This window comes from Paenibacillus sp. TY11 (genome assembly GCF_059772165.1).
This window is the reverse complement of record NZ_JCBAIQ010000002.1, coordinates 311,280-331,685: the sequence shown is the minus strand read 5'-3', so window position 1 is coordinate 331,685 and position 20,406 is coordinate 311,280. Positions and strand designations below refer to the sequence as shown.

General features: G+C 39.9%; 21 protein-coding genes and 3 pseudogenes. 20 read left to right on the top strand and 4 right to left on the bottom strand.

Annotated elements, in window-relative coordinates:
* Nucleotides 1-905 precede the first annotated feature (905 nt).
* The 6 genes from AC6EJC_RS03720 (at nucleotide 906) to AC6EJC_RS03695 (ending at nucleotide 5,444) form a co-directional block, all read left to right on the top strand.
* A complete protein-coding gene (locus AC6EJC_RS03720; RefSeq protein WP_444952789.1) occupies nucleotides 906-1,574 on the top strand; it encodes an ArsR/SmtB family transcription factor in 669 nt (222 codons plus the stop codon).
* Between the two features lie 450 nt (nucleotides 1,575-2,024).
* Entirely contained in the window at nucleotides 2,025-3,332 is a 1,308-nt protein-coding gene (locus tag AC6EJC_RS03715; RefSeq protein ID WP_444952788.1) for an MFS transporter, read from the top strand.
* 138 nt (nucleotides 3,333-3,470) lie between these two features.
* Nucleotides 3,471-3,728, top strand: coding sequence for a YciI family protein (locus AC6EJC_RS03710; RefSeq protein ID WP_444952787.1), 258 nt, complete (start codon nucleotides 3,471-3,473; stop codon nucleotides 3,726-3,728).
* A gap of 187 nt (nucleotides 3,729-3,915) precedes the next feature.
* Complete coding sequence (locus tag AC6EJC_RS03705; RefSeq protein ID WP_444952786.1) at nucleotides 3,916-4,407, top strand: OsmC family protein; 492 nt, start codon at nucleotides 3,916-3,918, stop codon at nucleotides 4,405-4,407.
* Nucleotides 4,408-4,428: 21 nt separating this feature from the next.
* On the top strand, nucleotides 4,429-4,875 hold the full coding sequence (locus AC6EJC_RS03700; protein ID WP_444952785.1) for a thioredoxin domain-containing protein: 447 nt from the start codon (nucleotides 4,429-4,431) through the stop codon (nucleotides 4,873-4,875).
* A gap of 23 nt (nucleotides 4,876-4,898) precedes the next feature.
* Nucleotides 4,899-5,444, top strand: a complete 546-nt coding sequence (locus AC6EJC_RS03695; protein ID WP_444952784.1) for an NAD(P)H-dependent oxidoreductase — start codon at nucleotides 4,899-4,901, stop codon at nucleotides 5,442-5,444.
* Between the two features lie 395 nt (nucleotides 5,445-5,839).
* Here the strand turns inward: AC6EJC_RS03695 and AC6EJC_RS03690 are convergent.
* Nucleotides 5,840-6,145 (bottom strand): annotated as a pseudogene (locus AC6EJC_RS03690) (tyrosine-type recombinase/integrase); the annotation flags it as partial.
* A gap of 378 nt (nucleotides 6,146-6,523) precedes the next feature.
* On the opposite strand from AC6EJC_RS03690, the gene AC6EJC_RS03685 reads away from it, so the two are divergent.
* The 7 genes from AC6EJC_RS03685 to AC6EJC_RS03655 all read left to right on the top strand — a co-directional run bounded on the left by AC6EJC_RS03685 (nucleotide 6,524) and on the right by AC6EJC_RS03655 (nucleotide 12,397).
* Nucleotides 6,524-7,939, top strand: a complete 1,416-nt coding sequence (locus AC6EJC_RS03685; RefSeq protein WP_444952783.1) for a transcriptional regulator — start codon at nucleotides 6,524-6,526, stop codon at nucleotides 7,937-7,939.
* 186 nt (nucleotides 7,940-8,125) lie between these two features.
* Nucleotides 8,126-8,359, top strand: a complete 234-nt coding sequence (locus AC6EJC_RS03680) for a hypothetical protein (RefSeq protein ID WP_444952782.1) — start codon at nucleotides 8,126-8,128, stop codon at nucleotides 8,357-8,359.
* A gap of 149 nt (nucleotides 8,360-8,508) precedes the next feature.
* The gene (locus AC6EJC_RS03675; protein WP_444952781.1) at nucleotides 8,509-9,558 is read left to right on the top strand and encodes a fibronectin type III domain-containing protein; all 1,050 of its coding nucleotides are present in this window, start codon (nucleotides 8,509-8,511) and stop codon (nucleotides 9,556-9,558) included.
* Nucleotides 9,559-9,826: 268 nt separating this feature from the next.
* On the top strand, nucleotides 9,827-10,339 hold the full coding sequence (locus AC6EJC_RS03670; RefSeq protein ID WP_444952780.1) for a hypothetical protein: 513 nt from the start codon (nucleotides 9,827-9,829) through the stop codon (nucleotides 10,337-10,339).
* A gap of 24 nt (nucleotides 10,340-10,363) precedes the next feature.
* Nucleotides 10,364-10,771 carry a hypothetical protein gene (locus tag AC6EJC_RS03665; protein WP_444952779.1) on the top strand — a complete coding sequence of 136 codons (408 nt, stop codon included), beginning with the start codon at nucleotides 10,364-10,366 and terminating at the stop codon, nucleotides 10,769-10,771.
* 116 nt (nucleotides 10,772-10,887) lie between these two features.
* Complete coding sequence (locus AC6EJC_RS03660; protein WP_444952778.1) at nucleotides 10,888-11,115, top strand: hypothetical protein; 228 nt, start codon at nucleotides 10,888-10,890, stop codon at nucleotides 11,113-11,115.
* 148 nt (nucleotides 11,116-11,263) lie between these two features.
* The gene (locus AC6EJC_RS03655; RefSeq protein ID WP_444952777.1) at nucleotides 11,264-12,397 is read left to right on the top strand and encodes a fibronectin type III domain-containing protein; all 1,134 of its coding nucleotides are present in this window, start codon (nucleotides 11,264-11,266) and stop codon (nucleotides 12,395-12,397) included.
* Nucleotides 12,398-12,521: 124 nt separating this feature from the next.
* On the opposite strand, the gene AC6EJC_RS03650 is transcribed toward AC6EJC_RS03655, so the two are convergent.
* Nucleotides 12,522-13,478 (bottom strand): copper amine oxidase N-terminal domain-containing protein, encoded by a 957-nt coding sequence (locus AC6EJC_RS03650; RefSeq protein ID WP_444952776.1) that lies wholly within the window; start codon nucleotides 13,476-13,478, stop codon nucleotides 12,522-12,524.
* 155 nt (nucleotides 13,479-13,633) lie between these two features.
* Between AC6EJC_RS03650 and AC6EJC_RS03645 the strand changes: the two genes are divergently transcribed.
* The 6 genes and pseudogenes from AC6EJC_RS03645 to AC6EJC_RS03620 all read left to right on the top strand — a co-directional run.
* Nucleotides 13,634-13,969: a YolD-like family protein gene (locus tag AC6EJC_RS03645; protein WP_444952775.1), complete on the top strand. Its 336-nt coding sequence runs from the start codon at nucleotides 13,634-13,636 to the stop codon at nucleotides 13,967-13,969.
* Between the two features lie 167 nt (nucleotides 13,970-14,136).
* Nucleotides 14,137-15,141 carry a thermonuclease family protein gene (locus AC6EJC_RS03640; protein ID WP_444952774.1) on the top strand — a complete coding sequence of 335 codons (1,005 nt, stop codon included), beginning with the start codon at nucleotides 14,137-14,139 and terminating at the stop codon, nucleotides 15,139-15,141.
* A gap of 91 nt (nucleotides 15,142-15,232) precedes the next feature.
* Complete coding sequence (locus AC6EJC_RS03635; protein WP_444952880.1) at nucleotides 15,233-15,493, top strand: group-specific protein; 261 nt, start codon at nucleotides 15,233-15,235, stop codon at nucleotides 15,491-15,493.
* A gap of 454 nt (nucleotides 15,494-15,947) precedes the next feature.
* Nucleotides 15,948-16,244: a transposase gene (locus tag AC6EJC_RS03630; protein ID WP_444952773.1), complete on the top strand. Its 297-nt coding sequence runs from the start codon at nucleotides 15,948-15,950 to the stop codon at nucleotides 16,242-16,244.
* A gap of 8 nt (nucleotides 16,245-16,252) precedes the next feature.
* Nucleotides 16,253-17,134, top strand: a complete 882-nt coding sequence (locus AC6EJC_RS03625; RefSeq protein ID WP_444952772.1) for an IS3 family transposase — start codon at nucleotides 16,253-16,255, stop codon at nucleotides 17,132-17,134.
* Between the two features lie 344 nt (nucleotides 17,135-17,478).
* Nucleotides 17,479-17,547: pseudogene (locus AC6EJC_RS03620) on the top strand (hypothetical protein); the annotation flags it as partial.
* Here AC6EJC_RS03620 and AC6EJC_RS03615 read toward each other — a convergent pair.
* Both AC6EJC_RS03615 and AC6EJC_RS03610 read right to left on the bottom strand, forming a co-directional pair.
* Complete coding sequence (locus AC6EJC_RS03615; protein ID WP_444952771.1) at nucleotides 17,528-17,641, bottom strand: beta-ketoacyl synthase N-terminal-like domain-containing protein; 114 nt, start codon at nucleotides 17,639-17,641, stop codon at nucleotides 17,528-17,530. The pseudogene AC6EJC_RS03620 and the gene AC6EJC_RS03615 sit on opposite strands and share 20 nt — an antisense overlap.
* Nucleotides 17,640-17,862: pseudogene (locus tag AC6EJC_RS03610) on the bottom strand (beta-ketoacyl synthase N-terminal-like domain-containing protein); the annotation flags it as partial. The gene AC6EJC_RS03615 and the pseudogene AC6EJC_RS03610, both read right to left, overlap by 2 nt.
* Before the next feature lie 328 nt (nucleotides 17,863-18,190).
* On the opposite strand from AC6EJC_RS03610, the gene AC6EJC_RS03605 reads away from it, so the two are divergent.
* Entirely contained in the window at nucleotides 18,191-20,251 is a 2,061-nt protein-coding gene (locus AC6EJC_RS03605; RefSeq protein WP_444952770.1) for a glycosyl hydrolase 115 family protein, read from the top strand.
* Nucleotides 20,252-20,406: the final 155 nt, after the last annotated feature.

Sequence of the window (20,406 nt, the reverse complement as noted above, 5' to 3'; positions counted from 1 at the left end):
GGAAAACTCATAGGATTTATTCTTCTGCTCTTTTTAGAATTAAAATATAAGCGGCAGCATCGGAATCAGTTGCAGTTGCTTTTTTATTCAAAAATTTAATTAAGCAAAGTATCTACTTTCTGAAATTCAGCTATATGTTTTTGATACCGTTCTCATTAAGGAAAGACGATATTGATGCAGCACTCATTTAATGAAGAGCCGATTCCTGTTGGATGGATCGGCTCTTTTTGTTATGTTCTTACATTTCCTGAAACCAACATAAAGGGATGATTAACCAATTATAGAATAGAAATTAAAACCCTCAGGATGTCGTAACTTTAATAATCAATTAAACAAATGAACTTTCCCTGTAAATTGACTCAATTAATTGAAGATAGTAAAGATTAGTTACATTTATATGGTTTCGAAAATCGAATCATTGTAACTAATAAGTGAGAAGCTACAGATTGTTAAAGGAATTGGATGGTTTGCCGTGTGACATATGTATGAGATAGGAGCAGTATTTCACATATTTAAGTCGTTTAAGATGAAACAAGGAAGTCGTGCTAAGTACAAGAACTTAGTTCCTTTGCTGAAGTCCATCTGATATTCATCTAAAAGTGTTAAAAGATAGTTTTTTCCGCCTATAGCAACTAACTTGTTTAATCCTCGTAGTGCAAAAATGCCTTACACGCACCTTCTATGGCAAACGATTGGCTTTGCAGGCCCCAATCCAACACTCAGTTCAATAAGATGGGAATTAGTATCGGGATAATTAAAGTCATGTGTCCATGGTATTAAAAAATTAAATATTATTGATATTTAGATATTTAAAATATTTTGGGTATACACCCTTGACGTAATCAAGAATCAAATATTATAATTTGATTAATCAATTGAATAATTAGTTGTAGGAGGTGAAGTTTATGGTTCAAGGGTTACCCGTTCGATCTTTCAAAGATGACTTGTATCGTCAGTTCTCTAAAATTGGAAAATGCTTGTCCAGTGATAAACGTTTGGAACTCATGCATTTGCTATCTCAAGGGCCGAAGTCTGTGGAAAAGATGGCCGAGGCTACCGGAATGAGCGTGGCTAATGTATCGCGTCATCTTCAAATTTTGCATAATGCTAATCTGGTGAGATTCAAGAAGAAGGGAACCTATGTCATCTATACCTTAGCAAGTCCTGAGGTTAAGGGGTTTTTAAATTCTTTATGGCGAATCAGTGAAATGCAACTGGCGGATGTTACCCGAATTAAAAACGATCTCATGTGTCAATTCGGGGATTTAGATACGCTTTCTATAGGCGAAGTGAAGAGAAAAATGGAGGATGGTAGCATTATTCTGTTGGATGTACGTCCATCTGAAGAATTCGAGGCAGGTCATATCCCAGGAGCTATGTCCGTGCCGATGGAGGACTTGCATCGTTACTTGCAAACTCACTCTAAAGAGATTCAAATTGCGGCTTATTGCAGAGGGCCATATTGTGTTTTTGCCGCTGAGGCGGTGAAGTTGATGCAAAAAGAGGGTTTTACAGCTTTCCATATGGAGGAAGGAGTATATGAATGGCAGGAGTATCATGCACAGATTCATTAAACTCCGATTTATTGATCTCATCAACAGAATGAGTCATGGACTTGCATCAGTCGAGCTCGGGTGTAACAAACCGCATTACTCAATATGAATTTCCATTATTTTTGGGTCTGGGACAGTTGTTTACCTGGTATTTGAGTGATCGTTGTGCCGCAAACAATTCATCGTATGGGATACGTTATTGTAAAGCGTTGAGTCGATGCTTTTTCCAAAAACGAGTGTGATTGCAGACTTTCTAGGTTATAATCGGGCGATAGGGGATTTGTTTTAATGTGTCATTCCCCGGTATTTTGGTGGTTGTACAGGTATAGGAGATGTAAGTTTCTGTAATCTTTAAGACAATTTCAATCAAATTAGAATGATAAAGCTTGAATGCTATACAGACGTATGGCTTTTTAATTGCCTCAAAAATAATTATTCAATTGATTGGTTTAATACGAGGGAGAATAGGATATGTCTGAAAGCACAGTAGCCAACGAAAAAGCAAAGATCTCAGATTCACTAAAGGAATATGTGGAATCACCCGAGAAGCAGCGTCAATTGCATAAAAGAACCATGATGATCGTCATCCTTTCTCAGATTTTCGGAGGAGCTGGATTAGCTGCAGGTGTGACGGTGGGGTCGTTGCTAGCACAAGATATGCTGGGAACAGACAGCTTCGCCGGGGTGCCCGCTGCGCTAACTACATTAGGCTCAGCTGGTGCTGCCCTATTGGTCGGACGTCTTTCTCAGAACTTTGGTCGTCGCGCAGGATTAGCAACGGGATTTCTAGGAGGGGGAATTGGTGCAATCGGAGTTGTATTGGCTGCCATGTTGGACAATTTGCCACTCCTATTTATTTCATTGTTAATCTATGGTGCTGGTACAGCAACGAACTTACAAGTTCGTTATGCTGGTACGGACTTAGCTCTTCCTACAGAGCGTGCCAAAGCGATTAGTGTCGCCATGGTCTTCACGACATTTGGTGCAGTTGCTGGACCGAATCTCGTGAACATCACGGGACGAGTAGCCACCTCCATTGGGGCTCCTGCCTTATCGGGTCCATTTATGCTGGCAGCCATGGCGTTTATATTGGCCGGGTTGGTACTTCTCATATTTTTACGGCCAGATCCATTCATCGTTTCAAAGGCTATTGCTGAAGCTCAGCGCGTAAAAGAAATCCAGAATGGTGCGGATGCAACACGTGCTCTAAAAGCAAGCGTCAATAAATCAGGCATCTTCGTTGGAGCTACGGTGATGGTATTAACTCAAATTGTGATGATTGCCATTATGACGATGACACCGGTTCATATGAAACATCACGGACATGGCCTAGGAGATGTTGGTATCGTCATTGGTATCCATATTGCAGCTATGTTTCTACCTTCCCTGATTACCGGTGCTCTCGTCGATAAATATGGGCATACACTAATGTCCTATGCTTCAGGTGTAACTTTGCTATTAGCAGGCTTGGTGTCCGCGCTTGCACCCGGGGATTCGATGGGACTTCTCATTCTAGGACTTGTACTCCTTGGGCTAGGGTGGAACTTTGGATTGATCAGCGGAACTGCAGCGATTGTTGATGCGACACCACTGCAAACACGAGCGAAAACACAGGGAAGCGTGGATGTCTTAATCGCACTAGCTGGTGCTTCTGGGGGAGCGTTGTCGGGTATGGTTATGGCCCAAACCAGTTATACAGTACTTTCTTTTATCGGAGGATTCCTTTCCTTGCTTCTTATTCCAGTTGTCGTTTGGTCCCGAAAGAATCAGAAAGCGTGATGCAATAGAATGAAATTTCAATCTAACACACTGCGCTACTAACGCAGAATTTCAAATTCAAAAGATTCATGATGTTATGAATATAAAATCTTCATAGACTTGATAAATCTATTTTTCATTAAATTAAGGAGTGGTAAAATGGCACATTACGCAGCAATCTTGCACATAGTCGACACGAAAAAAAGAACAGAGTTACATTCTAAGCACGTGGAATTTTTGAACAGTATGCAAGAACAGGGGAAAATTTATGCTAAGGGACCTTTTGTTGATGGGACTGGCGGTCTAGTCATTTACGTTGCAGATTCATTGGAAGAGGCACAGGCGATGGTTGAAAAAGACCCGTATGTGTCGGAAAAAGCGCTTAGCGTGGAACTTCATGAGTGGCAGATTAAATGAACGTACCTACGCTACTTCCAGAACCAATAAAATTGGTCAAAATCTTCAGTTGAATAGCCTTTGCAGAAGTATGTAATTTATGTCTTTTTCATGAGGTAATGTACACGGGTTGCATTTAAGTCTTGAAGTGTATCGTATGAGCGAATAGCGTTGAGTTTGTAAAATCATTAACAAGGAGTGTATTACAATGGCTGACGTAAAAATTGAAATAAATAATGTATGGTTTCAGAACACTAAAGGTCACGGAAAAATGAAGGCGGATTATCTTAAAACAAACATTGCAATACCTGAAGCTTTGGGGGGGAGCGGTGAAGGAGCGCATCCTAAAGAATTATTAGTATCTTCAGCTACAACTTGTTATATCATGACCCTTGTCTACTTGCTTGAAATGAAACAAGTACCTGTTACCGGATTGATGATGAATACGGAAGCAGTCATTTCCAAAAAGGAAGGAATGATAATCGTTCATCTTCCTCAGTTAATTTTGTCTACAGCTTCCACAAATGAACAGGTTCAATCTGCACGTGAAGTCATTATGTCTGCGGAACAGGCATGTGAAGTCGGGGTTTTATTAAGAAAAGCAGGTGTTCAAATTGAAGTTGAAGGCAAGGTGTCTATAGAAACCGAGGAGGACTTTGTTAGCCAATATGTCGATGAGAATGGATTGGACTGGAATTAAGAAGGTTTCGTAGATGAGGAAATGATTGAGAAAGAATTGATGGAGTTAATTTCACTGGAGATGGTGAATGAATTCGTTGAAAACCATGAATTGAGTTTCTTGTACGTATCCCGAACAGATTGTAGCATAAGTCACGCTGTGCTGCCTAAGTTAAGAGAATTGTTGGATCACTACCCATTGATCAGGCTAGGCCACATTAATGCCGCCAACCAGGTAGAACACATAGCGGAAAAATACACGACGACAATAGCCCAATCCCTTCGTACAACGATTCGGACGACCCAGCCAAAACTAGTATGGATGAAAGCGCGAGACCGACACATGGCGTCCAGCATAACTATATTCATGACGGATATGTTCTTCAACGAAAGTCCGTTTGAAACCATACGTACGATGGCTGTCTTGCCTGTAGAAGGTAGTGTAAATGCCTATGAGGAATCTGCCGGAGGCACTACAACGAATTACTAAATAGAAATAAGGAGAGATTCTGAATGAAAACACTCGTACTCGTATTCCACCCCAACCTTTCTGATTCCCGTCTAAATCGCCGCTGGGCGGACGAGATGGACAAGCAAACAGGTGTTACTGTACACCGTGTATACGAAGCTTATCCCAACGAGGAGATCGACGTTAAAGCCGAGCAAGAGCTATTAGAGCAGCACGACCGTATTGTTATGCAATTTCCTTTTTATTGGTACAGCACACCCTCTCTTCTGAAGAAATGGGAAGATACCGTTCTTACCTATGGTTGGGCTTATGGAAGCACGGGCAACAAACTGCACGGCAAGGAACTAATGCTTGCAATTAGCATAGGTGGTGCAGAAGTTTCCTATACACCTGACGGTGCAAACACTTATACCCTTCCAGAGTTGCTGCGGCCTTTCCAGGCAACAAGCAATATGATCGGGGCCCGCTATTTGGCACCTTACGCAGTCTATGGAGTCATGCAGCTATCCGACGAACAAGTAGAGCAAACTGCAAAAGCGTATCCGGCTTATGCACTCAATCCTCAAGCTGCTTTGAATATCGTACATTAACCAAGTGCCTATTGTAGAGGATATACACAACTCGTATTTTATCTTAAGGAGCCATTCCTGTTATTAATTAAATTGAGGTTTGAATGAAAAAAGTGCCAACTGTATACTGGGAAACGTTCCGACCAAAGAACAATTCCAGCACAGGAGGCACTCTATCATGAAGTATAAGTAATCGAAGAAAAAGAATCAACAGATTACGGGAAGGATTGTTGTTCTCCAATACCCGCACCTGTCCAGTGACACAAAGTTTATCCTCTTTTCTTACAAGTTCTCAGCCGGAACTAGGTCGATATAGAGAAAATTTGCGTTATTATCTCTTGCAAGGGGCAAACTTTGTGTCATTCTCCCCGCAAGGGATAAACTTTGTGACACAAAGTTTTGATTTGAGTTATACATCACGTATCCATATTGTTAACTGCTTTCCTCATTTCTTCATCAGTTAAATGTGTATAGATCATTGTTGTTTGTACTGAGGAATGTCCTAATTGGTTTTTCAATCTGGGCACATCATTGTTCTCTAAGTGATAACGCGTTGCAAATGAATGTCTCAGAGAATGCACGGTTAAAGCTGGTTTTCCAAAAGCTGAAGCATACTTTTCAATCAGTTTTTCAATGGATCTCTGCGTTAAGCGTCGGCTTTTTCCCTTGCGACCAACAGCAGCTGCAATAAACAAAAAGCTTTCGTTTCTTTCTTTGGAATAAGAAGGTTTATATAAAAGATAATTCAACTTTTATCGTTAAGGTTGCTTATATGCTATACATCAAATTTAAGCTCAATTCAAAGATAAATTACAAGGAAATACGAAAATGACTATTCAATCAGGTAACTTTGTACTGGATGAGTTGTATTCTGAATTTTTAAAAAAAATATACATTAAGATGATACTTTTAAACATGAAATCATCTTAACTATCGCAAAAGGTATCTCGATATCAAATATGATAAGTATATGATTTTGTTCCAAAAGATGGTACAATCAAGAGCGATAAAAAAATGTATTTTACTACTTGTTTCATAATTACATAATATATTTAACTACGCATCATATAGTGAGTTCACGCTGAAAGGGTGGTTTATCCATGGAAATTACACCCACGATAAGAGCAGAATTAGAACAATATCTAAAACAAGAAGGCTTAAGCTTATCGCAATTTGGACAAATTACAGGGATGAATAGGGGAATAATAAGTAGTATAGTGTCGGGAAATAAGTCTATGTCTGTTAACCAGCTTGACCGAATTACTGAGGCTATGGGTTTGCCGGAAGGGTATTTTTACGATCTGTTTATAGAAAACTACATCATCGACACGCCCCCGAATATGAGACGAATCGAGCCATTTTTGTATCGTTGTGCGGAGTTGGACAAGTTGGATGCGATCCGTCGAGTGGTGGGAACCATCATGGACAATCTACTCTATTCGCCTAAACTATTTGAGATTGCGGAAAACCTATTTGCACAGGGACGACATGCTGCGGCACTGCTACTCTATGAGAACGTAGCAGAAGTGGAAAAATACCAACATTCAGAGCGTTTGGCAGTCTGTCAGTATCGTATATTCACGATTCAGATTGGAGAGGATCAGAACCGAAATTTCCACGCAGCCGCGATACTTGAAGCCTTTGTTGAGCGCTTGGATGAAACAGACCAACTTGACGCATTGAAGGACTTAGCTAACGTGTACAGATCATTGCGTAAATGGGAAAAGGTCGATGAAACAGCTAGAAAAATGAGAGAAAAAGCGGAAATCCAATATGCGATGAAACATCAACAGAAGAAACGAGAGTGTGACGAGTCTAAAAAGAAGCTGAGTCGTCCCATGTTTGTGTACATCACCTATGCCGATTTACTATGTGCAAGTGTCTGTGAAGCCCAAGGCGATTATCAACAAGCTCTAGAATATACATATGCCTATGCTGATTTAGATTGGGTCTTGGAGACGGACCAGGATGCTTTGTATTGGATAAACCTTTATAAGGATTGGGCGCAATGTAATACTTACATGTATAAACTCTTGTCTGGAGATACATGTGTGCTTCTGGATTATGTCGAATACATTGCTGCATCAAAAGTCGATAAAGAGATGGTTACTAAGCTATTGAACGTAATGATTGCGGCTAACCGATATCAAATAGATGTGGATCACGTACTTAAACGGTTTGAAACGATTATTGACTCTTTTGTGCAACAGGGAAACCCATCTACTGATATGTATACTAGACAAGTTATACCGGAACAGTTCGCACGATTTGGATACGAGTTAGCTTATTACTATTTGTATAGAGGTTCATACGGTGTTGGCTTTAAACATTTGATGTATGCAATGGTAAAGTCACATATAATAAATAATGAAACTTATTTTATAAACTGCATGGGGCTTTTCGTGAAGTTTAGAACACATGCAGTTTCTGAGTTCAAGGAAAAGTTTCTAAATCTTATTGAAAAGGTGTGGTTAGACAATGTTGAGAAAAATGGTTCTTCTGATCGTCGCAGCTAGCTTTCTGTTTATCGTGAATGGGCCTAATCGTGCTTATGACCAGCACCCTAGTATTCAGCTTCACGATACCGTTGGAGGTTCTTAAGCTTAAATAAAAAATCCCCGCTAACCTTAACTGGTCGGCGGGGATTTTTTATTGTAGGAATTACGACACCATTCACCGAATGAATTATCGAGGTGATCAGCATGAACCATACATATAAAGTGTTAGGGTCGGATATAGAGCTGTTTGCAGCAGCATTAAGCCAGGTAAGAGTATATGTGGTACAGCCGTTGGGTAAAGATTTGATAGATATTGTGGATTACGGTGGAGTAGTGCAGAAGATCACACCGGAGTCGGTTAAGATTAACGGAAGCTATTTCATGAGGAATCAGTTTGAATTTAGAGTAGATGTCAAGAAGGGCTCGACTGGTATTTGACCAGTATGAGCCCTTTTTTTCATACCCATTAAAAAATAAATATGCAAATATTTAGATTATATTTATAGATCAGCAAGTTTATGTTTAGACATGTTTTGAGGAATATATTACCTTAGTATCTGTTTATTAGATTACTAGGAGGAATATTTGTGAAAATCGGTTTTACTAAGAAATTTGGTATTTTGTTTGGAGTTCTTTTTTTTGTAATGTTCACGTTTTTAAACTCAAGTTCCTATGCTGCTACAGTAGGGCAGAAGCTTTCTGAACCAGAGGCAGAATGGGAACGTTATGATGATGGGGATAAGAATATTAAGTACCTCGGATCGTGGGCAAATGATTATTTCTCGGAGGAATACAACAGCACTTCAAAATATACGAGCCAATCGGGAGCGCAGATTAAGTTCTCATTCTATGGAACAAAACTGAGACTGATTGGTACAAGATCTCCAGATAGACCAAATAATGTACAGATTACAATAGATGATAATATTAATGAAGTTTTTTCTCAAAATGGACCACTTTTAAGACAAAATCTATCATTTGAAAAAACAGGACTACCAGAAGGAAGGCATAATGTAACAATTACTGTTCCACAGATTTCCGCGGGTTACTATGACTTGGATGCAGTTGATATTGATAAAAATGGAAAATTATTAGATGTTAATACTGCCACTAATCTTAAAGTAACAGCTGGAGACAGTCAGGTTACTTTAAAATGGGATCGAATTGAAAATGCAGAAAGCTATACGATCAAATACGGAACAGAATCCGGCAAATACACTGAAACAGTAACAGCTACAAAAGACGTATATGGAAACTTCGTCATTCCTGGCCTGACGAATGGAACAAAATATTATTTTGTTGTTAGTGCTAAGGTGAATGGCGTTGATTCTGAATACTCCAATGAAGCTTCAGCAACTCCACTAGGAGGAGGCAGTCAACCTGATCCAGAGCCAACTACTGGAGATCGTGCAATATTGGTGGTCACTATGACAACTGGCTTAGAAAAAGAATTTGACCTAAGCATGAAAGAGGTCAATGACTTTATCTCCTGGTACGAAGGCAAACAGGCTGGTTCTGGATCAGCATCCTATGCCATTAATAAGCATGACAATAATAAAGGGCCGTTCAGCAGCCGTAAGGACTACATGCTGTTTGATCGTATTTTGACGTTTGAAGTAAGTGAATACTCTAAATAAATAAAAATCCCCGCTAACCTTAACTGGTCGGCGGGGATTCTCGACATCAATCAACACTATATTTACATTTAATAGTTCAAAAGACCATATTTATGGAGGAGGAATAGCTTGAAATTTATTTATGCTATTGATTAAATACTTCGAATTTTAAGCAATTCATCATGGGACTTCCTTACTATTTATTACAATTTACTATTTTCCCGTTACTTCGACATTCATTTTTATATATTATTTTGTTGTAAATACAAAATATTGGAGGAATGTACAAGTGAAATGGAAATTAGCTAAAAAAACTATCTTGAGCTCAATGGCAACTGCTTTATTATTCTCTGTTATAACTCCTTTCGCGGCATTTGCAGAAACATCTTCAGTAACTGCTACATACGGAACAACACCAACAATCGATGCTAATACTGTAACTCCGCCTGCTCCTACTGTACAGCCTGATGGGGAAGTTAGTACCCAAGGTGTGAAAGTTAAGGCTGTAGAAACTGCTATTAAAGCATTAAGATATGTTATCGATAACCCTGTGTCGCGGTGGACTCTGGAAAAATTCTTTGATACAGAGACAGTGGCAGCTGTTATTAAATATAACAATAGGGTTTTTGGTGTTCTTGAAAGCTACTTAGGAGCAGTAGAATTGACTACTGCTGAAATAGCCGCAGGCGCAAGGTCTGCGATCGTGCAGGAATTGAGAGGAGTCGTTAGTAAAGGAATCGCAGAAGGAGTAGGGATGGTTGTTGAGTGGTTGATTTATTATGGTAGCAAAGTAATACTTTAATGATCTGAAAACGAGAGGTGCATCATGGAAAACCCGGATATAACTCAGCTTGAGAAGCGTATGAACATTTTGCTTGAATGGAAATCTGTATTGTTGCGTTTAGCAGAAGATGAATTGTCACCATATGATAAGTGGTGTGCAGAAAAAGAACTTAGTAGCGAAGATCAACATTTTATAACGAATCTTTGCATGTTATTTAACATGCGTTTGCATCCTGATCAAAGTAACCCCGATGTTCAAAAAATCACTAAAAACTTTGAAGAGCATTTCAAAGTTAATGATTTTGAGTTGAGTTACGAAGTGTTTGAAAAATTTATAAAAGATTATCAACTTAGAGAGAATCCAATTCATGAGTGGGATGCTCGAGAAGTGCTTGAAAAGCTGGCCGAGAGCAATAGGAGTGTTGAATTGAAGGAAAAGCTACTTGGTTAGCTATAGATTCTAAACGGAATAGGTAAAAAGGTCCCGCCAATCATTAGGTTAGCGGGACCTTCTTCGTTGCAGGAATTACCACAGAATCCACCGAATAGCTATTTGAGGTGATCAGCATGAACTATACATATAAAGTGTTAAAGTCCGATATAGAGCTGTTTGCAGCTGCATTAATCCAGGTAAGAGTATATGGGGTCCAGTTGTTGGGAGATGATTTAATAGATATTGTGGACTACGGTGGAGTAGTGGAGAAGATTACACCGGAGTCGATTAAAATTAACGGATCTTATTTCTTGCGTAAGCAGTTTGAATTTAGAGTAGATGTGAAAGGCTCAACCGGGTAACTGGTATGAGTCTTACTAATACCCAATAAAAAATAAATATGCAAAAATATAGATTATATTTATAGATCAGCAAGTTTATGTTTAGACAATATGAGAGTGTTAATCTATCTTTATGGATATAGAAGATATTCATAGGGGGCTAATAATCATGTCAAAGAAATTTATGACTACTGTTTTAACTTTTTTTCTAATTAGTATCATCTTACTACCTTCTGTAACACATGCAGCTGCACTAAATAAAACAGTAAAAGGGATGCTTGGATTCTCACCTCCAGAAGGAACTACTGCAAAAGCTAGCAGTATTTATAGCAACTTTGTAGCGGGGAATTCAATAGATGGAGACATCGGAACGTATTGGAATGCCAGTACATTCAAAGGGAATATTGAATTAATTTTTCCTAGCCCAATCGAAATAAATTTCGTTCATATTACTACTGCTGCTACGCCACCGAGAGAGATTTCATACACCATTTATGGATTAGAAGGTGGAAAGTGGGTACCAATAAGTGAGCAAATAACTCATTCTTTAACTGCTACATATACAACGTCACAGCCTGATAAGGTGAAGCTTGGAACCTATGATGGTATAAAAATTGATGCTAACGGAGGTTCGTCATGGTTAGCATTTAACGAGATAACTATTGGCATGGTGGAAGCAATTGATCTTAAGGGTCAGCCACAGAACTCGTCTGCTAAATTAAGTTGGAATACAATCAAGGATGCTACTAATTATAAAATTAATTACGGTACACAACCTAATAAATATACAGATTCAATTTCTGTAGAAAAAGACGCGGCTGGTAACTATGTGGTTCCTAATTTGATAAATGAAACAACTTATTATTTTCAAGTAGTAGCTATTTTCAATGGTGTTGAGACATCGATTTCCAATGAAGCTGTAGTTACACCAACGGGGCTTTCAACGACTGATCCGACAACACCAGGAAATCCATCTCCAGAAGAACCGACTAATCCAAGCAAGCCTGGTACAACAAATCCTAATGAACCATCGACTGGCGAGCCTACGGATCCTCAATCTCCATCAGGCAACCGTGCAATTTTGGTGGTCACCATGACAACCGGCTTGGAAAAAGAGTTTGACCTGAGCATGAAAGAAGTTAATGACTTCATTGCTTGGTATGAGGGTAAACAGGCTGGTTCTGGATCAGCATCCTATGCAATCAATAAACATGACAATAATAAAGGACCATTCAGCAGCCGTAAGGATTACATGCTGTATGATCGTATTTTGACGTTTGAAGTAAGTGAATACTCTAAATAAATAAAAAGCTCTGCTGACCTTAATGGGGCGGCAGAGCTTTTTGTCTAGTCAGTTCTATAGATCTTCGAAGTATTTGATAAAATCAATTACACTGGCGTGCTGATTCTCAGAAAAAAGTCTAATATTATCTTTGAGACACCAAAATATCCAATTGAGGATATTCAGAATGCATACTTTTGTACAATCGGATATAATAAGAATTTCGACCGACATTGTAGTAATCGGTTAAAGAGAGATTACCTAAAGACAGGTCTTCCGCCCATTTACTCTGATCTCTTCCTCGTGGTCGCTCCGTTTGAACTGGTGCACCGTATACCAATTGCATTTTAGAACTAATTTTAAAGAATCGATCTATATAGTTTTGCATGTTACTAAATTTTTCAGGAAATAAAATCTGGCCGTCATACAGTTTAGTGTTGTTCTTATCTTTCCCAGTTAGGATATAAGTGTAAACTGCTTTGTACCCGTTGTATTCACCTCTGTAGTCCAAATAAGTATAGTACATATTACTCGCGCCGTAATCATCTAATTCAGTGACAGCATTGATGAGAGGCAGTGTCTCAGACCTTTTAATTTGCTGAACTGTCATACCCCATATAGCATTTCTAAAATCTTTCCCTTGCAACTCTGTTGGAATATTTTGGTTTTTACTCGGTGTAACTCCAATCCAGGCGTACTGTTCTGTAGAGTTACTGCCAAACGGTTTCCCGAGTGCTTGCGAAATTGCACGCAGAGGAAGGTAAGTTACTCCATTGTATGATTTAGAGCTAATAGGCATACGAATTTCTTTTCCGTTGATATAAATATTTTTAGCACCAATCACAAAGGTAATCGAATTATTCGAATTTGTTATTTTTACACGATCAGGAATATCGGGATCTACAGCAGCTGTATAGCCTAATTTTTTTAACAACGGGACAACTGGAACCATAAGGGTGTTACTTTCAATGCGAGGGGCAGATTGAAGTGTCACAATTTTTCCATCCAAAAAAATACGATAATTCGACGGATTCGCATGAATTGTTGGAATCGTTCCAAAATAGACAACAAAAATTAACAATAAGGTAAGAAGGCGCTTCATAATAATCTCCTCTTTTAATATTTCAGGACTTTGCAAAATCCTCATTTTACAAGTAGTCTATCAGACCTAGGAATATTTTTCTAGTATGAAAATCTCTTGTGTAGAACGTATGTTCGGAATGTAATTTCTACATAACACATCAGGAGGCTACTTACATGGGAAAGAAACTTGAGGGCAATGGATTATGGGAAAGCAGTCGGATAATCGTCCCTGAACATAAGGAAGCATATCTAAAGCTCATGAAAGATCGCCAACGGCGTGGTAAGCCTGAACTTGATGATCAAGAAGTGCAGCTAATTGAGCAGGCACTTATAGTCTCTTACAACACACGTCAGCCTGTATCGATAGTGGTTTTTAGCCCGTTCGATGACGAAGAACTCACAGGTGTAATCACGTCTATAAATACTGCTCGCAGGGAAGTAAAACTGTTTCGTGGCGAGGATGATTTTAGTTGGATTAAGTTAGAGGATATTATTTCAGCAAGTATCTAGCAGATAATCTAGGGGCATAAGAAGATTCGTGCGATTTCTGTCATAAAAGTATATATATTGGAAAATATTCATGGTATATTTATCCTAGAACTAAATACCTAGGGGGATATCATGAGAGTAATGGAAAGGGAAAGGTTATAGGAATTATCTTAGCAGTAATTGTAGTTGTGGCGATTATTAAATATTTAGGATTGCTTATTATCGCAGGAGGACTTGGATACTGGGGTTATAAAAAATATCAGAGTGCTAGGAGAGAAAATCAGAAAAGTAAACTAGCAATAGTATTATTTTCACTTGCTGGCCTATTTTTATTAGTATTCATCGGGAATCTGTCAAATAACAAGCAGGAATTATCAAGTGAAGCACCGTCAATTTCGACTAAAGTAGAACAGACACCTAAAGCACCTACTATAGTTAAAGCTGAACAAACAAATGTTATTTCTACCTCAACTACGAATGACGAATCAGCTTCTGAAAAACCAAAACGTATTCCTATAACCTTATTAGCGGGAACAGATGGAGACACGTTTAAAGCATCAGTTCAGGGGAAAGAGGAAAAGATTCGACTACTTTTAGTAGATACACCTGAAAGTGTAAAACAGGGTACACCGGTTCAACCGTTTGCAAAAGAAGCATCTGCTTTTACGCTGAAGCTATTAAAACAAGGTAATCTTTCCCTAGAGCTTGATGTTTCTGAACGAGATAAGTATGGTCGTTTACTTGGATATATATGGGTTGGAGATAAGATGCTGAATGAAATGTTAATCGAAAAAGGGTATGCTCGTGTGGCCTACATAGACACGCCAAACGTTAAATATGTCGATCAATTCAAAAAGATCCAAACCACCGCTCAAAAAAATGGAACAGGCATCTGGAGTATTGAAAACTATGCGCAAGAAGAAGGATTCAATCAGAAGGTAGCTCAAAAGACAACTACAAAGACTGAATCTAAAAGTAATGATTCAGGTGTGAAAGAATCTAAGCCTAAAGTAGTTACTCCTAAAAAGGAAGTCGTTCAAACTTATTCTGAACCAAGAGAATCATCAAGTAGTGTATACTATAAAAACTGCTCTGCGGTTCGTGCTGCTGGCGCCGATCCAATCTATGAAGGAGAACCAGGTTACAGTAGAAAGTTGGATCGTGATGGTGATGGAGTGGCGTGTGAAAGATAATTTTTGTTAAAACGATTCCTCGGTATATATCCGAGGATTTTTTATGCGTTCATTAATTAGTTTAGCACTCTACAAAAAAGGGATGAGGATTTTGATTGAGATTAGTGTAGATGAAAAGGAAGCGAAAAAGCTAATATTGAAGAAAATTTCGGAGTTGGTGGAAGCAGTAGATGCTGAATATGTATTTTGGGATACAAAAGAATTAAAGAAGAGAACGTGTATGAGTTGGAATGCAATTCTTGATACCTTTTTTCATGATCCGAGATTTATCAAGCGAAAAATAGGGAGGAAATGGTATTTTCCAGCTCGCGAAACGAGAGCCTTCTTAGAACAATGGATTTTAGAGCAATAAACATATCGGATGTTGATTTTGCATTTAGTAGAAGGCAAAAAGAGCAGTAAGGAATTAATCCTCCTGCTCTTTTTATTGGGGACGAATTGGGGACAGACTGTAGTATTTTGTGTAGAATACAGTCCAAATGAGAACATATACGAACATATAAAAGCCTTGAGAATACTGGATTTTGGAACTGTATGCCAGTACAGTATATTAAAAACTCATGTCTTAAAATCCTGCGGTAGGTGACTACCGTACCGGTTCGATCCCGGTCCTCGGCATTCTTGATTTACCATGGACACATCATCATTAATTGAACAAAAATAATGAAAGGTCTTGGTACCTGCGGAGTATTCCGTTTTAGGTACACAGAACCAACGAAACGCCTCACCTTTAATGATATGATCCCCTCATAGTAGACAGAAAAGAGCAAGCCGTCTAATCTGTCTATTATGGAGGGGATTTTTTTATGGGAGAAATAAGAAAAACTTACGATGTGATCTTCAAGAAAAAGACAGTGGATCTGTACCTCAAAAAGGGCATCGGATATGAAAACGTGGCACGAGAAATGGAGATTGACGCTTCTCTGGTTCGCCGATGGGTGAGACACTTCAAAGCCGAGGGAATGAAAGGTCTAGAGGAAAAACGTGGCAAAGCAAAAGGGCCTGGCATCGGCAGACCTCGAACACGACCTGAAGATCCGGAGGTTAAGCTGAAACGCCTTGATGCAGAAAATGAAATGCTAAAAAAGCTCTTGCAGATGTGAAAGGAGGAATGGACGCTGTACCCAAGAGTAAAAGGTTTGCGGTGATCCAAGAATTGCTTAGTAAGGGACATAGCATTGTCCTACTATGTGAACTGGCCCGAGTGTCTAAAAGTGATTTTTATAAGTGGATAAAACGGAAGATGTTCGTTTCACCCAAACAGCGGGAAGATGAAGCCGTGAAGCTAAAAATCATGGCATGTTACGAGAAGTTGAAGGGAATATACGGTTACCGCAGAATAAAGGTTTGGTTGAATCGAATCTACGGCATACATATGAATCATAAGCGTGTACGGAGACTTATGGGTGAACTGGGAATCAAGGCGATCATTCGTAGGAAGAGACCTTACTACGGCAAGAAAGAAGCCTACGTCATTTCTGGCAATCATCTGAACCGGGAATTTAAGGCTGACCAACCGAATAAAAAGTGGGTAACGGACATCACTTACCTCATGTTCAATGGACAGAGGCTCTATCTTTCCGCGATTCAGGATCTTTTTAACAACGAAATTGTTGCCTACCAGATCAGCCGCAGAAACGATTTGAGCCTGGTGTTGGATACAGTGAAAAAAGCAAGAAAGCGACAGGATGCGCAAGGTGTTCTACTGCATAGCGACCAAGGATTTCAATATACCTCTCGCCAATATACCAACCTGCTCAAGCGATACGGAATACAGGCCAGCATGTCCCGAAAAGGGAACTGCTGGGACAATGCATGTATAGAGAACTTTTTCAGTCATTTTAAAACCGAGTGTTTCTATCTCCACTCCTTCCATTCAGCTCAACAGGTGGAGCATGCTGTTCAAAAGTATATTCATTTCTACAACCATGAACGCTTTCAAGAGAAACTAAACAACCTGACTCCTTATGAATACAGGACTCAGGCTGCTTAAATATTCTTTTTGATAGCTGTCTACTTGACAGGGGGCACTTCATAACCGGGGAAGCGTTTTTGTTTTGGCAAAATTACGAAGTATAAAGCCAAGCGCAGGCAACATATTTGGATCATGACTTGATCGGCTGGGTAAAGGAAACATACCGCAGCAGTTATGCGTAAATTTATTTGAGTTTGCTCAAAACTATACAGGTCTGACTTATCATATGGAACAGTTAAGAGTCCATTTTATGAATTTCATTAACTATGTATATTTTGTGATTGATAAGAAAACAAGAGACATTGCTATTGTTGACCCATCGTGGGATTTATTGAAAATAGAGTCTTATCTTCAACAATTGAATGGTGATCTCAAAGCAATATTTATTAACCCACTCCCATTTTGATCACATTAATTTGGTAAATGCACTTCTAGAAAAATATAACCCGCATCCTCTATGGTTTCATAAACGCATTCCAGGAATAAGCGCTCCTGTGGGTCTATCGTTTCCGCTTCTCTTGGCATGAAGGTATAAGTTGACTCCCCCTGCGACGGCCATCTCGCATTCTCCGTTATAGATATGCTCACAGGCCTCATGGATTGCAGTGCCCGTTTAAATTGAAACCCGTTCCGGTAATTCCTGCAAAGACGCCGATCCGGCCATTATATTGTGCTGCAAGTTGGTCTCTACTATATCCTGCATCCTCGAAAGCCTTCCAGCATTCTTCCAGGAAAGCGTATGCCTGGACCGGTATAAGTGCCAGCAATGCCAACAGCAATAAAGCGGCAAACCGTTTTTTCAATTTATATCAAGTCTCCTTTTTGCTGCACTAGAATCTTTCAGAGCAGTCTGTTTTTTGAAACATTTTTAGTGTAGCAGTCAAGTCTTTCTTTTTCGCTCCCGTTACTTACTTTTTTCTTTCTCGAATTAAGCTTCAACTCTCAAGTGGTTTACCGAAAAAAAGATATTTTTATGTTTGAATAGCTTTTATAGACTATCTAAGTATGTTACCAACCTATAAAATAAAGAAAAGAAGAATCCTCATAGTTGAAAAAATAGGAGATGACAATAAAATGAAAGCCTGTGAACCTCTGACTATTTCATCTGAAAGCGGATACAATCTTCAAACTGATGGAAGTGTGCCAATTGCCCACGCCTGGAACATGATTACGCGAGATCATAAGCAAGTATTTGGTAGAGATCTATTGCAAACAGAAGAAGAGTCCTCGATAATTATCCGTTATGCGCAGGAAGGAGATAGCTGTCCGCATTGGCCAGAGGGCTATTGTCTACGTTTTGTTACTGGTAGCGAGGGAACGGTGCTTCATATTATCGGCCGTGATGAATTAGGAATCATTTATGGACTGCTTCATTACAGCCGCTTCGCTCTGGGCGTAGACCCGTTCTGGTTCTGGGCGGAGGTCCTCCCGCCTAAGCGGGATACAATAGTTTTGCCGAGTCAGGATTATGACAGTATACCGTCCAAGGTCCGATATCGGGGATGGTTTGTCAATGATGAGGTATGCCTGATTGGCTGGAAGGATGATTATCCACCGACGGAGCAGGTATGGCAGCCCGTTTTTGAAGCGTTACTGCGCTGTGGTGGCAACATGGTGATCCCGGGAACAGATTTACCACGTACGGGTATCCATCATAAGCTTGCAGCAGAAATGGGGTTATGGATTACACATCATCATGCTGAGCCGTTGGGTGCGGAGATGTTTTTGCGCGCTTTTCCGGGTAAACAGGCTAGCTACAAAGAGCATCCCGAGTTGTTTGAACAGCTATGGCAGGAAGCGATTGAACGGCAGAAGGGAGAGAAAATTGTATGGGTACTGTCCTTTCGTGGGCAGGGTGACAAGCCTTTCTGGGAAGATGATCCTTCCTTTAATACGCCGGACAAACGCGGACAATTAATATCGTACGTGGTTCGCAAGCAGTACAATATGATCTGTGAATTTGTGGAGCAACCAGTGTGCTGTATGGCGATGTATGGTGAGATAGCCGAGCTATACAAGCAGGGGCATATTGAAGTGCCCGAAGGGGTGATCAAAATATGGGCGGACAATGGTTACGGTAAAATGGTATCCCGGCGCCATGGGAATCTCAACTATCGTGTACCGGCATTGCCCGAGGCGGAGGATGGGGGCCAGAATGGAGTATATTATCATGTGACCTTCCACGACTTGCAGGCGTCGAACCATCTTACCCAATTTCCCTCCTCAGCTGGATTGATTGTAGACGAATTAACAGCAGCGTTTACTACAGGAGCAGACGAGTATCTGCTGGTCAATTCAGGTAATATTTTGCCACATTTATATACGCTGGATTTGGTAGCGAATTTATGGACGAATGGTGACGTGGATGCCGAAGAGCAACTTACTGATTTTATCGAGCGGTTATACAGCTGTTACCATCAAGAGATTTCCGGATTATACCGGGATTTCTCCAGTTGTACTATCGCTTATGGTCCACATAAGGATGATCGGGCTGGCGAGGAATTCTATCACCATCCGGCTCGGCAAATTATGGGCTATTGGCTACAAGGCAAAGAAGGCAGTGATGAACGGCTGTACTGGGCTACTGGAGAAAGGAGTTTTCCTGAACAGGTAATCTGGTTCAAGGAAAAAGCTGAGTCGGCTATCTCAGATTGGGGCGATTTGCGGGAGCGGTGTCTACGAATCATGAAGCAATTGCCCAAAGATGAAAGTCGCAGACTTCATAATCAGCTGCTTGTGCAGATTGAACTGCATCTGAGCGGTTCACGTGGATTGGCTAGCTTATGTATCTCTTATGGGCTGTTTCTTGAGAGAGATTATCCGCGAGCATTTATACAAGCTTCTCATGCAGTTTGGAGCTACCGGATGGGTAAAGAAGCGCTTTCGCTCGCAGGGACTGGAAGATGGGAGCATTTCTACCGGGCGGATTGGTTGACCAATCTGGATAATACTATTTCTCATGCGGACACAGTGCGGAGATTTCTTCGCATTCAGGGAGACAGTCCGGATATGTTCCTGTGGTACAAACAATATTTAATGCCAGAAACAGAAAAACATATCTACCTGGAGAATACGCATCGTAAGCCCCTTCCCGATGATGAATTGGCATGCTGTCTGGAGAAGGTATTATATTAAAGAATCTTAGAGCTTGTATGACTTTTGATAAAAGAACCTTCCAATCCATGAAGTTAGATGGACAGGAAGGTTCTTTATGACCTGATCTACATATTCGTTGAGCTTCTTGCCAAATGTGGATTTGATTCTCAGCCATTTAAACGACGATGTTTTTA

What these genes read in the sequence shown, in the direction of transcription:
- AC6EJC_RS03700 (WP_444952785.1), top strand. Translation starts at nt 4,429, where the DNA reads ATGATTGAGAAAGAATTGATGGAGTTAATTTCACTGGAGATGGTGAAT.
- AC6EJC_RS03705 (WP_444952786.1), top strand. Translation starts at nt 3,916, where the DNA reads ATGGCTGACGTAAAAATTGAAATAAATAATGTATGGTTTCAGAACACT.
- AC6EJC_RS03625 (WP_444952772.1), top strand. Translation starts at nt 16,253, where the DNA reads ATGGACGCTGTACCCAAGAGTAAAAGGTTTGCGGTGATCCAAGAATTG.
- AC6EJC_RS03615 (WP_444952771.1), bottom strand. Translation starts at nt 17,641, where the DNA reads ATGCCAAGAGAAGCGGAAACGATAGACCCACAGGAGCGCTTATTCCTG.
- AC6EJC_RS03605 (WP_444952770.1), top strand. Translation starts at nt 18,191, where the DNA reads ATGAAAGCCTGTGAACCTCTGACTATTTCATCTGAAAGCGGATACAAT.
- AC6EJC_RS03720 (WP_444952789.1), top strand. Translation starts at nt 906, where the DNA reads ATGGTTCAAGGGTTACCCGTTCGATCTTTCAAAGATGACTTGTATCGT.
- AC6EJC_RS03650 (WP_444952776.1), bottom strand. Translation starts at nt 13,478, where the DNA reads ATGAAGCGCCTTCTTACCTTATTGTTAATTTTTGTTGTCTATTTTGGA.
- AC6EJC_RS03655 (WP_444952777.1), top strand. Translation starts at nt 11,264, where the DNA reads ATGTCAAAGAAATTTATGACTACTGTTTTAACTTTTTTTCTAATTAGT.
- AC6EJC_RS03630 (WP_444952773.1), top strand. Translation starts at nt 15,948, where the DNA reads ATGGGAGAAATAAGAAAAACTTACGATGTGATCTTCAAGAAAAAGACA.
- AC6EJC_RS03660 (WP_444952778.1), top strand. Translation starts at nt 10,888, where the DNA reads ATGAACTATACATATAAAGTGTTAAAGTCCGATATAGAGCTGTTTGCA.
- AC6EJC_RS03680 (WP_444952782.1), top strand. Translation starts at nt 8,126, where the DNA reads ATGAACCATACATATAAAGTGTTAGGGTCGGATATAGAGCTGTTTGCA.
- AC6EJC_RS03710 (WP_444952787.1), top strand. Translation starts at nt 3,471, where the DNA reads ATGGCACATTACGCAGCAATCTTGCACATAGTCGACACGAAAAAAAGA.
- AC6EJC_RS03685 (WP_444952783.1), top strand. Translation starts at nt 6,524, where the DNA reads ATGGAAATTACACCCACGATAAGAGCAGAATTAGAACAATATCTAAAA.
- AC6EJC_RS03665 (WP_444952779.1), top strand. Translation starts at nt 10,364, where the DNA reads ATGGAAAACCCGGATATAACTCAGCTTGAGAAGCGTATGAACATTTTG.
- AC6EJC_RS03695 (WP_444952784.1), top strand. Translation starts at nt 4,899, where the DNA reads ATGAAAACACTCGTACTCGTATTCCACCCCAACCTTTCTGATTCCCGT.
- AC6EJC_RS03715 (WP_444952788.1), top strand. Translation starts at nt 2,025, where the DNA reads ATGTCTGAAAGCACAGTAGCCAACGAAAAAGCAAAGATCTCAGATTCA.
- AC6EJC_RS03645 (WP_444952775.1), top strand. Translation starts at nt 13,634, where the DNA reads ATGGGAAAGAAACTTGAGGGCAATGGATTATGGGAAAGCAGTCGGATA.